Genomic DNA, 11494 nt, shown 5'->3' on the forward strand with positions numbered 1-11494 from the left:
TCACACCGAGTACTTCTCGATCAGCCCGTTCTTGTAGAGCTTGCCGGTGTCGGTGCGCGGCAGCTGGGCTTCGAACGCGATGGATCGCGGGCATTTGTAGTGCGCCAGCCGGTCTCGCAGCCACACCGTCAACTCCTCGGCGAATTCGTCGGTGGCGTCGGCCGCATCGACGGTCTGCACGGCCGCCACGACGCGCTGGCCCATCTCGTCGTCGGGCACCCCGAACACCGCGGCGTCCAACACCTTCGGGTGGGTGACCAGAAGGTTCTCGGCTTCCTGCGGGTAGATGTTCACCCCGCCGGAAATGATCATGTGGTGACGCCGGTCGGTCAGGTACAGGTAACCCTCGTCGTCGAGATAGCCGATGTCCCCAACGGTGGCCCAGCCGTGCTTATCGCGCGATGAGGCGGTTTTCGCCTCGTCGTTGAGGTATTCGAAGGAATAGCCGCCCTCGAAGTAAATCTCGCCGGCCTGCCCGGGTCCCAGCTCGTTGCCGTGCTCGTCGAGGATGTGCACGGCGCCCCCCATGGGTTTGCCCACCGAACCCGGATGCGCCAGCCAATCAACGGCGGTGATCAGCGTCGACCCGTGCGCTTCCGAGGACGCGTAGTACTCGTCGATGATCGGCCCCCACCAGTCGATCATCTGCTTCTTGATCTCCACCGGGCACGGAGCCGCCGCGTGCATCACCCGCCGCAGGCTCGCCAGGTCGTATGAATGACGAACCTGGTCAGGCAGTTTCAGCATGCGGGTGAACATCGCCGGGACGAACTGGCCGTGCGTGACTCGGTGACGCTGGATCACGTCCAGGCAGCCTTCGGCGTCGAACTTCTCCATCACCACCGTGGTGATGCCGCCGGCCTGCGCGCTCATCGACCATACCGACGGCGCCGTGTGGTACAGCGGCGCCGGGCTGAGGTAGATCGAGCCGGGCGTCATCCAGAAACCGACGAGTGCGGACATCATGCCGGGCGCCTCGGCCGGTGGCACGTGCGGCAATTCGCGTTTGATGCCCTTGGGGCGGCCGGTGGTGCCCGACGAGTACTGCAGCAGGTCGCCCTCGATCTCATCATCGATCGGGGTATCGGGCTGTCCGGCAACGCATTCCGGGTAACGCTCCCAGCCGGGCAGGTCGCCATCAGCGATCAGCAGCAGCTCGGGTAGCCCGCCCCGCAGCTGCTCGGCCAGGCCGGCGAGGGTATCGCGCAGCGCCGCCGAGCCGATGATGGCCTTGGCGCTGCTGTTGTCGATGATGTAGGCCGCCTCAGCCGCGGTCAGGTGGGTGTTGATCGGCACGTAGTACAAACCGCTGCGCCGAGCCGCCCACATCACCGCGTGGATGTACTCGTTGTTCTCCATCAGGATTGCGACGGTGTCGCCCTCGCGCAGACCCGCCTCGCGGAACCGGTGCGCCAGTCGATTGGCGCGCGCTTCGAGTTCGTCGAAGGTGACGACCGTTCCGGACGGGTACAGGATGACAGCAGGTTTGTCGGCGCCGATATAGGGGCGGATCTGCATGCGCAGACTGTACCGCCGCCAAACTTGACGGGTGTTAAGTGGTCGCTCCGCCGGGCAGTAGCAGCGCGCTGTCGCCGAATTCATGCCACAGGTAGCCGTGTTCCACCGCCTCCCGATACGCCCTGGCGACCAGCTCGGGACCGGCGAGCGCCTCCAGCAATAACAGGTGCGAGGCGCCGGCATCGTGCCAGCCGGTCACCAGGCCGCCGACGACACGACTGGGCCGGCCGGGGCCGAGCACCAGATCCGTCCAGCCGTCCGCCTGCCGCACCACGCCGTCGGCGGTGGCGGCCGACTCCAGGGCGCGGGTCACCGTCGTTCCCACCGCGATCACCCGTCCGCCGGTCGCCCGCGTGAAGTTCACCAGCCGCGCGGTGGCGGCCGGCACGTGGAACGGTTCGGCGACCGGGGGCTCGCCCGCATCCGCGGACGACACCCCCGCGTGCAGCGTGATCGGCGCGATCGCGATGCCGGCGGCTACCAGGTCGGTGACCAGTTCGGTGCTAAACGGCCTTGCTGCACTCGGCATTTCAGCGCTTCCGTGCCGTCGGGCGAACACCGTCTGGTAGTAGCGCAGCGGCCACGGCCGGGGCACATACGAGTACCGGATGGGCCGGCCGTGCCGGGCCAGATACGACGCGACGTCACCCTCCACAACGACTCGGGCGGCCCACAACCGCGCCCCGCTGATCCCCGGTTGCGGGTAGGACGACTCGATGACAAGCGCCCCGCCGCCCGGCATTTCGATGCGTTCATCCGGCCGGATGTCGGTCAGGTGCCCCGCCGCGTTGCCCGCCGGCCGGAGTTCGACCACCCAGACCAGGGCGGCGCGTGCCGTGGAGAAGTGGATGGCGATCGGCCGGCCGGCGCGGTCGCCATCGACGGCGGCGGGCAGGGTGGCCGAGTCGTTCACCACCAGGAGATCGCCCGGTCGCAGGTAGTCACCGAGGTCGGTGAATCGCGCATGGTTGACCCCGCCCGACCGGGCGACCAGCAGCTTCACCGCGTCCCTCGCGATGCCGCGGACCTCCGGCGGCTCGGTGGCGTCCGAGGCCGGCGCGCGGTGGAAATGCGTCTGCGGGCTCGCTAGCGTCCTGGAAGCGGTCATTGCTGGGCTCCGGACAGCGCCAGATCCGCGGCGCGGTAGCGGCCAGCGGGCGGGCGCGTGTCGAGCAATCGCAGCAAGGCCGGCACGACGGACGCCGGCTCGGCACGGTCGGAGATGTCCTCGCCCGGGAAGGCGGCCTGGTGCATCTCGGTGCGCATGTCGCCGGGGTCGAAGGCGTACACGCGCACCACGGGCGTCTCGGCGGCCAGGACGGCGGATAGTTGGTCGAGCGCGGCCTTCGACGAGCCATACCCGCCCCAGCCGGGGTACGGTTCGACGGCGGCGTCGGAGGTCAGATTGACGATCGCACCGGCGTTTTCGGCGAGCATCGGCAACGTGGCCTGGATCAGGGCCAGCGGCGCGAACAGATTCGTCTGGTACACCGTCCACAACTCGCGCACAGGGTAATCGGCGAGGACCGGTTGCGGGCTGGGCCCCAGCCGGCTGGCGTTGTTCACCAAGAGACCAAGTGGGCCGCCGGATGCCGCCTCGACCAACTCGGCACGGTGCGACGCGTCGGTGACGTCACCGGGCAGCGCGATAAAATGTCTTGAATTCACTTCTCGGACAGTTGATTCCAGTTCAGAGGCGCGTCGGGCATCGCCGACGACGGTCCAACCGCGGTCGAGCAGGGCGGCGGTAACCGCACTTCCGAAGCCGCGCGAGGCGCCGGTGACAATCGCGACGGGTTGCTGTTTGCGTTGAGTCATACCACCCATACTGATAGTTGAAGTAAACTTCAAGTCAAGTCCCGAATTCGAGAAGGCCACAATGGATAAGCGAGACTTGTTCACCGTCGGTGAGATAGCGAACCGCAGCGGCTTCGCGGCATCGGCGATCCGGTTCTATGAGAGCCAGGGCCTGATCACGGCGACCCGGACTGCCGGTGGCCAGCGCCGCTTCGAGCGGCAGATGCTGCGACGCCTGGCCTTCATCAAGGCCGCCCGCAACGTCGGGCTGAGCCTGGATGAGATCGCCGACGCACTCGCCACACTTCCCGATGGCCGCACCCCGACCCGCGCCGACTGGGGCCGGCTGTCCAAAACCTGGCGCGCGCGCCTCGACGATCAGATCGCCGGGTTGATCGCGCTGCGCGACAACCTGGACTCGTGCATCGGGTGCGGTTGCCTGTCGCTGAAGCGCTGCGCCATCTCCAACCCGGGCGACCTGGCGGCCAGCACCGGAGCGGGAGCGGTATACCTGCCGAGATCGCTACGGCGGCAGGCGATTAGCGGCTAAGGTCCACCTCGCCGCCGAGCCGGGCTAGCCCGCTTCGGACAACCGCTGCTTGAGCGCCTCGAACTCGTCGCGAACACCGGTGGGCAGCTTGTCGCCGACGAACTCGAACCACTCCTCGATCAAGGGCAGTTCCTGGCGCCACTCGGCCGGGTTGACCGCCAGCGCCTTGGCCACGTCACCGCCGTCGACATCCAGGCCGTCCAGATCCAGGTCGTCGACCGCCGGCACGATGCCGATCGGGGTGTCCTGGCCGCCGGCCTGGTGCTCGATGCGGTCCACGATCCACTTGAGCACCCGGCTGTTCTCGCCGAAGCCCGGCCACAGGAAGCCACCGTCTTCGTCGCGGCGGAACCAGTTGACGAAGAACACCTTGGGCATCTTGGACTCGTCGGAGTTCTTACCCAGGTCGAGCCAGTGCTGGAAGTAGTCACCGACGTGGTAGCCCAGGAACGGCAGCATGGCCATCGGGTCGCGGCGCACGGCGCCGACCTTACCCTCGGCGGCGGCGGTCTGCTCGCTGCCCATGGTGGCTCCCATGAACACGCCGTGCTGCCAGTCACGCGCCTCGGTGACCAGCGGCACCGTCGTCTTGCGGCGCGCGCCGAACAGGATTCCGGAAATCGGCACGCCCTGCGGGTCGTCCCACTCCGGCGCCAGGATGGGGCACTGCGACATGGGTGTGCAGTAGCGCGAGTTGGGGTGCGCGGCCTTCTCGTCGGAATCGGGCGTCCAGTCGCGGCCCTTCCAGTCGGTCAGGTGCTGCGGCTCGCCCTCCAGGCCCTCCCACCACACGTCGTTGTCGTCGGTGAGCGCCACATTGGTGAAGACGGTGTTGCCGGCCTCGATGGTGCGCATCGCGTTGGGGTTGGACTTCCAGTTGGTGCCCGGCGCGACGCCGAAGAAACCGAACTCGGGATTGACCGCATACAGGCGGCCGTCCTTGCCGAACCGCATCCAGGCGATGTCGTCACCGAGGGTCTCGGCGCGCCAGCCCGGGATGGTCGGCTGCAGCATGGCGAGGTTGGTCTTGCCGCACGCCGACGGGAACGCCGCGGCGAAGTAGTACGCCTTGTTCTCCGGGGAGATGAGCTTGAGGATCAGCATGTGCTCGGCGAGCCAGCCCTCGTCGTGAGCCATCGCCGAGGCGATGCGCAGCGAAAAACACTTCTTGCCCAGCAGCGCGTTACCGCCGTAGCCCGAGCCGTAGCTCATGATCTCGCGGGTCTCCGGGAAGTGGGTGATGTACTTGGTGTCGTTGCACGGCCACGGCACGTCTTCTTTTCGGGTTCCGTCCCGACCCTCCAGCGGCGCGCCCACCGAGTGCATCGCCTTGACGAAGAATCCGTCGTCGCCGATCTTCTCCAGGGCGGCCTTGCCCATCCGGGTCATCACCTTCATCGAGATGACGACGTACTCGGAGTCGGTGATCTCCACACCCAGCTTGGGGTCGTCGGCGCCCAGCGGGCCCATGCAGAACGGCACCACCCACATGGTGCGACCGCGCATGCAGCCGCGGTACAGGTCGGTCATGGTGGACCTCATCTCGGACGGGTCCATCCAGTTGTTGGTGGGGCCCGCGTCGATCTGTCGCTCGGAACAGATGAAGGTTCGGGACTCCACGCGCGCCACGTCGGACGGGTCGGACAGCGCCAGGTAAGAGTTGGGGTGCTTCTCCTCGTTGAGCTTCTTCAACGTGCCGGCCTCGACCAGTTGGGTGGCCAGCCGGTTGAACTCCTCGTCCGAGCCGTCAGCGAAGATCACCCGGTCGGGCTGGGTGAGTTCGGCGACCTCCTGCACCCAGGACAGCAGGCCCGGATGGTTCGTGGGTGCTGTATCCAAACCGGGAATGGTCGCTGAGGTCATCGAACTCTCCTGGATTCTTCTGCGTATCGGGCTGGTGTTGCTCGCTATGCTCTCGCCCACACAATTAAGGAATTGGTGGCGTTAACAACAGGTTATCGTGAGGATCTTGTCGGGGGAGCCTCGGGCGGGTATAAGCCTTCTCACTACAACGATTCAGAAGATTCGGGCGGGTCGCCATCTTCGCTCCTCGAAGCGGTTTTTTCGGTCTCGTCGACGCCGGCGTTTTCGGGGTGACTTTCGTCTTCCCGTATACCCGGTTCACCCAGTTCTGCACGCACGGCCACCAGGGCCGCCGTCACCGCGGGCATGTCTCGATCGCGCGCCGCCGCGGCTCGCGCGGCGGCCAGGGCGTGCTCGCGCAATTCGGTGTCGATGACGCCGACCGACGCCGACACCTGCGCGTTCTCGGCCTCGTCCTGAGCCAGCAGCGCCTTGCTCAACACCGACTCGGCGACCAGCACCCGGGTGGCGACCAGCTCCTCGACGACCGACTGCAGTGAGGACGTGACGTCGCCCGCCCAGCGGTCCAGCAGCGCCCGGTCGTGCAGCAGCGCACGGATATTGATCACCATGAAGGTGAGCGCCACCGAGATCGCCACGCACGCGAGGGCCGCGGCGACCGCCAGCGCGGGGTTGAGCCGCGAGGCCAGGCCGCTCATCAGCCGGCTCAGCGTCAGCGCCACCCCGAGGCCGAACCCGACGCCCAGCACGATCATCAGCCAGGTTTCCTGTCGGCGCGATTTCAGCGGCGGCCGCGGCACATTGACCTCCGGCAGCCGCTCGAGCGGCGGCAGCTCCATCGGCACGCTCACCACCTGCGCCACCTCGGCCAGTTGCGTGTCGGTGCCTTCGCTGACCTCGGCCGCCACCGCGTCCAGCCGCTCGCGGGTGTGCGCCTCGAAACCGGACATCTCGCGCCGCGACAAACCCGCCGCGCGTTCCTGCAGTTCGGTGCGCACCGCCGCGCACCGGTTACGCGCGGAATGCGACAGGGCGACCCGTGCCTGCTGGATCTGACCGCGCAGCGTGATGGTGCGCTCGCTTTTCGCCTGACGCCGCTGCTGCAGCGCGGTGCTGCGCTCTTCGCGTAATGCCTCGACCCGGGCCCGCCGGCCCGACCCCTCGACCTCGCGGTCGAACCGGCGTGCCATCGTCTGCAGCCGAGATTCCCACGCCCGCAACCTGTTTCGGTGCGCGAGATCGGGGTCATCGAGCAGCGCCGTGACGGCTTCGACCAGGTCGTCGACGTCCGGGTCGCCCAGGTCGGGCACAGCCGCCGCGCCCACCCAGGGCGCCCGGCCGTAGCGGGGCGCGTGCGCACCCAGCGAGTCGCGGTTGGCGGCGACGATGTCGCGCCAGTTGAGATGCACGTCGATCTTGGACACCACACCGACGACCGCGTCGGTGTGCTCGGTCGTGGCGTCCAGCAGCGCACAGTCCGACGGCGTCAGGTTCGCAGCCGCGGACACCACGAACACCACGGCCACCGGCACCTCGCCGGGGCCCAGGTCCGTCGACTCGACGAATTTGCGTTCTGGCAGTCGCTCACGCAGTGCGCCGGCCAGCGCACTGACCCCCGCCATCCACGGGCCGGTCACCAGCACCGCGTCGCAGCGCTGAATCGCCGGCGGATCCAGCCCGGGGCCGGCCGCCGCCACCAGCGCGTCCACCTCGGCGACGGGATCTTGGCTTGTTTCGCCGCTCACCAGGATTCCCCCGGCAGCGACGCGCAGGCCTGAGACCACAGCCGCAGCGATCCCCGGGCGATGTCGGCGCCGCAGGCGCGGTGCAGTTCGCTGGCAGAGGCGCGACTGTAGCGCTGCCACCGCACCGCCCGCGGCAGGTGCGCGGACGGGTCTCGATGGGCGTCGAGGGCCTTCTGGTCGCCCGGCTCCAGGCCGGCCGCCTCGGCCAGGTCCACGGCGGCCACCATCCGGGCGACCACAGTCTCGTCGCGGGACAGGAACGCGCTGATGCGCTCACCGAGCCTGCCGCCGCCGGCGGCCAGCGCCTCGAGTTCGGCGACGGCGTGCAGCACCCGCTGATAGCGCGCCTCGGCGCCCAGCGCGCCGATTCTGGCCAGGACGGCGTCGATGCCACTCATCCGGTGCAGCAGGGTCAGCACCTGGGCCGGGGTACGGCCCTGCCGGAACGCGGCGACCGCCAGCGCGGTGCCGAACAGGTCGAGGGTGTCCAACAGGCGCTGCCGCACCTCGGCGGGCACCGGGGCGTCGGCGGCCAGGAATCCGGCGAAGGAGCCGTCGAAACAAGCGGTGCCGCCGGGATGAGCGGCGAGCGTGGACAGCGCCGTCCACTGGGTGCTGTCCAGGTCGTCGAGCGCGGCGACCGCGAGCAGACCGGTCATCGGTTCCATAGGCACGCCGATCAGCGCCGAGAGCTCCGTGCACCTCGCGCGCGCCGCCGCGATCGGGCCGTCACCGCCACGGCCGGACAGCGAGCCCGCCAAATCGGCCTTGTTCAGCACCGCCAACAGCGGGTGCCCGGCCGTCGCGATCGCCTGGGTGTCCTCGGGCTTGACCACCTCCGTGATCACGTACACCAGCGCGTCGACGTCGCGATCCGTCACCGGGTCGTCGACCGCGATGCCCGCCACGCGCCCCGCGCCGGCCAGGGCCCGGCGCACAGTGCGGCACCCGACCCCACGACGGCCGCGCACGACCACGCGCAGAGGCGCGGCGGATCGCTGCGCGATCGCCGTCACGCGCGGGTCGACGTGGTCGGCAGCAAACCGCGCCAGCTCGTCAACGAAAGTTCGGTGTCCTTGTGCCCTCATATCCCGCCTGTTCGGTCTGGATGACCCCATGCCCGGCCGGCGCTGCCTCTACTGGCTGCAGCGCCGGGGCCGAGCGGTCCCACCGAATGGTGGCACCCGCGTCATCAAGAAGCGAGCCACCGTTAATCAGTTACCAGTTCAACGCAACTGTTGGGTATCAATCCGGACCAGGGGCGGCTACATCCAAGGTTTATAGGCCACCATGGACAAATGCATGCGCAGCGGGGGGTGGCGATGTCTGCCGGCACGCCGACCGGGGACTCCGACCGCGCCGACCAGCGCTATCTCCCGGCAACGGCGTTCCGATCGCGCCGTTCGGCGCTGTCCGATGCCCAGCGCCAGACCTGGGAGCGGCGCTGGCCTGAACTCGGCCTGTCAGTAGGCGCCGTAACCGACGAAGCCGACAGCTGCGAACCCCCGCTGGATACCCCCGCATGGTTCGGACGACAGGCCCCGGTGGTGCTCGAAATCGGTTGCGGCAGTGGCATATCCACCCTGGCGATGGCGAAGGATGAGCCCCATATCGATGTGGTCGCGGTGGAAATCTACCGCCGCGGGCTGGCGCAGCTGCTGTCCGCTATCGACCGCGACCAGGTGAGCAACATCCGGCTGATCCGCGGCAACGCCCTCGATGTCCTGCAACGCCTCATCGCCCCGGCTTCGCTGACCGGGGTTCGCGTCTTCTTTCCCGATCCGTGGCCGAAAGCCCGGCACCACAAACGCCGGTTCGTGCAGCCCGGGACGATTGGCTTGATAGCCGATCGGCTACTCCCTGGTGGTGTCCTGCACGTTGCGACGGACCACGCCGGCTACGCCGAACACATCGCCGAGGTCGGCGCGGGTGAATCGCTACTGCATCCGGTCGGTCCCGACAGTGCGCTGCCCATCTCGATCGTCCGCCCGACCACCAAGTACGAGACGAAGGCTCAAGAAGCGGGCAGCGCCGTCACCGAATTCATTTGGCTTAGACGATGAGTAGGCGATGAGCATGAGCCTCACTGAAGAGACCGCGGCGGGGGCAGAGCCCGTCGCGCCGCCGGCGGTGCTGGCCGGCGACGAGTTGGGCGACTTCTCTCCCCCGGGTGGACGCGTGTTGCTGGTGTGGGATGCCCCCAACCTCGACATGGGCCTGGGCTCCATCCTGGGCCGGCGCCCGACAGCCCTGGAACGCCCCCGGTTCGACGCCCTGGGCCGCTGGTTGTTGTCGCGCACGGCCGAGGTCAGCACCGGTCGCCCCGGCGTCGTAGTGGAACCCGAGGCCACCGTCTTCACCAACATCGCGCCGGGCAGCGCCGACGTCGTCCGACCCTGGGTGGACGCGCTCCGCAACGTGGGATTTGCGGTGTTCGCCAAGCCGAAGATCGACGAGGACAGCGACGTCGACCGCGACATGCTGGCCCATATCGAACTGCGGCGCACCGAAGGATTGGCGGCGCTGGTGGTGGCTTCCGCCGACGGTCAGGCGTTTCGTCACCCGCTGGAAGACATCGCACGAACCGGGGTCAGCGTCCAGGTGATCGGATTTCGCGAACATGCGAGTTGGGCGCTAGCGTCGGATACCTTGGACTTCGTTGATCTGGAGGATATCGCTGGTGTCTTCCGGGAACCGTTGCCGCGGATCGGCCTAGATTCGCTGCCTGACCAGGGTGCGTGGCTGCAGCCGTTCCGGCCGCTCTCCGCGCTGCTGACCGCGCGTGTGTGACACTGGAAAACCGATGCGCGGGTCGTTAACGATCCAGTAAGGAGCTTGCGTGTTCGCCTGGTGGGGTCGAACTGTGTACCGATACCGGTACATCGTGATCGGGGTCACGGTAGCTCTGTGTCTTCTGGGCGGCGTCTTCGGAGTCAGCCTGGGCAAGCATGTTACACAGAGCGGCTTCTACGACGACGGGAGCCAATCCGTCAAAGCCTCGGTGCTGGGCGACCAGACCTACGGCCGTGATCGCACCAGCCACATCGTGGCCACCTTCACCGCTCCCAATGGAAAAACGGCCGATGACTCGGCGTGGCGCGACAAACTCGTCGGCGAACTCAACAAGTTCAAGACCGACCATCCCGACCAGGTCGTCGGCTGGGCCGGCTGGCTGGCGGCACCGGACAGCACCAACCCGGTCATCAAGGGGATGGTCAGCGAGGACAGGAAGCACACCTTCGTCAGCATTCCGCTGAAAGGCAATGACGACGACAGCATCCTGAACAACTACAAGGCCATCCAGCCGGATCTGCAGAAGCTCGACGGGGGCACGGTGCAGCTGGCCGGTCTCGAGCCGATCGCCAACGCCCTGACGGGCACCATCGCCACCGACCAACGCCGCATGGAGGTCCTGGCGGTGCCGCTGGTTGCGGTGGTCCTGTTCCTGGTGTTCGGTGGCGCGGTCGCGGCGGGCCTTCCGGCCATCGTGGGCGGCCTGAGCATCGCGGGCTCGCTGGGCATCCTGCGGCTGGTCGCGGTGTTCGGGCCGGTGCACTTCTTCGCCCAGCCGGTGGTGTCGCTGATCGGCCTGGGTATCGCCATCGACTACGGACTTTTCGTGGTGAGCCGGTTCCGGGAGGAGATAGCCGAGGGCTACGACACCGAGGCCGCGGTGCGAAGAACCGTGATGACCGCCGGGCGCACCGTGACGTTCTCGGCGGTGCTGATCATCGCGTCGAGCGCCAGCCTGCTGGTGTTGCCGCAGGGCTTCGTGCATTCGCTGACTTACGCGATCTTCGCCGCGGTGGGCCTGGCGGCGTTGCTGTCGATCACGTTCCTGCCCGCCTGCCTGGGCATCCTCGGCCGCCACGTCGACGCGCTGGGTGTGCGGACCGCGTTCCGGGTGCCGTTCCTGCGGAACTGGAAGTACTCGCGGGCCTACCTGAACTGGCTGGCCGACCGGCTGCAGAAGACCAAGACCCGTGAAGAGGTCGAGGCCGGTTTCTGGGGCAAACTCGTCAACTGGGTGATGAAGCGTCCGCTGGCGTTCGCCATCCCG

At 67.9% G+C, this 11494-nt stretch carries 10 protein-coding genes; 4 read left to right on the plus strand and 6 right to left on the minus strand.

Annotated elements, in window-relative coordinates; all coding sequences use genetic code 11:
* The 3 genes from fadD4 to VFW69_RS06855 are packed head-to-tail and all read right to left on the minus strand — an operon-like array spanning window position 1 to window position 3336.
* On the minus strand, window positions 1-1518 hold the full coding sequence (gene fadD4, locus VFW69_RS06845) for a fatty-acid--CoA ligase FadD4 (protein ID WP_526499467.1): 1518 nt from the start codon (window positions 1516-1518) through the stop codon (window positions 1-3).
* A 34-nt stretch (window positions 1519-1552) separates the two neighbouring features.
* Window positions 1553-2626 carry an S-adenosylmethionine:tRNA ribosyltransferase-isomerase gene (locus tag VFW69_RS06850; RefSeq protein ID WP_526499469.1) on the minus strand — a complete coding sequence of 358 codons (1074 nt, stop codon included), beginning with the start codon at window positions 2624-2626 and terminating at the stop codon, window positions 1553-1555.
* Window positions 2623-3336, minus strand: a complete 714-nt coding sequence (locus tag VFW69_RS06855) for an SDR family NAD(P)-dependent oxidoreductase (RefSeq protein WP_526499471.1) — start codon at window positions 3334-3336, stop codon at window positions 2623-2625. The genes VFW69_RS06850 and VFW69_RS06855 overlap by 4 nt, the downstream gene beginning before the upstream one ends.
* A 61-nt stretch (window positions 3337-3397) precedes the next feature.
* On the opposite strand from VFW69_RS06855, the gene soxR reads away from it, so the two are divergent.
* The gene (gene soxR / locus VFW69_RS06860; protein WP_526499473.1) at window positions 3398-3865 is read left to right on the plus strand and encodes a redox-sensitive transcriptional activator SoxR; all 468 of its coding nucleotides are present in this window, start codon (window positions 3398-3400) and stop codon (window positions 3863-3865) included.
* A 24-nt stretch (window positions 3866-3889) separates the two neighbouring features.
* Here soxR and VFW69_RS06865 read toward each other — a convergent pair whose 3' ends face one another.
* The 3 genes from VFW69_RS06865 to VFW69_RS06875 all read right to left on the minus strand — a co-directional run bounded on the left by VFW69_RS06865 (window position 3890) and on the right by VFW69_RS06875 (window position 8522).
* Entirely contained in the window at window positions 3890-5728 is a 1839-nt protein-coding gene (locus VFW69_RS06865; RefSeq protein ID WP_526499475.1) for a phosphoenolpyruvate carboxykinase (GTP), read from the minus strand.
* Between the two features lie 143 nt (window positions 5729-5871).
* Window positions 5872-7434, minus strand: coding sequence for a hypothetical protein (locus VFW69_RS06870; RefSeq protein ID WP_526499477.1), 1563 nt, complete (start codon window positions 7432-7434; stop codon window positions 5872-5874).
* Entirely contained in the window at window positions 7431-8522 is a 1092-nt protein-coding gene (locus VFW69_RS06875; RefSeq protein ID WP_526499479.1) for a hypothetical protein, read from the minus strand. Before VFW69_RS06875 ends, VFW69_RS06870 begins: the two co-directional genes overlap by 4 nt.
* A 234-nt stretch (window positions 8523-8756) precedes the next feature.
* Between VFW69_RS06875 and trmB the strand changes: the two genes are divergently transcribed.
* The 3 genes from trmB to VFW69_RS06890 all read left to right on the plus strand — a co-directional run.
* Complete coding sequence (trmB, locus tag VFW69_RS06880) at window positions 8757-9497, plus strand: tRNA (guanosine(46)-N7)-methyltransferase TrmB (protein ID WP_526499487.1); 741 nt, start codon at window positions 8757-8759, stop codon at window positions 9495-9497.
* A 13-nt stretch (window positions 9498-9510) separates the two neighbouring features.
* Window positions 9511-10224 (plus strand): NYN domain-containing protein, encoded by a 714-nt coding sequence (locus VFW69_RS06885; protein ID WP_526499481.1) that lies wholly within the window; start codon window positions 9511-9513, stop codon window positions 10222-10224.
* Between the two features lie 49 nt (window positions 10225-10273).
* Window positions 10274-11494, plus strand: a 1221-nt coding sequence (locus tag VFW69_RS06890; protein ID WP_526499483.1) for an MMPL family transporter, incomplete at its 3' end; no start/stop codon positions are given.

The sequence above is a fragment of the Mycobacterium sp. genome, assembly GCF_036273375.1.
GTDB lineage: Bacteria > Actinomycetota > Actinomycetes > Mycobacteriales > Mycobacteriaceae > Mycobacterium.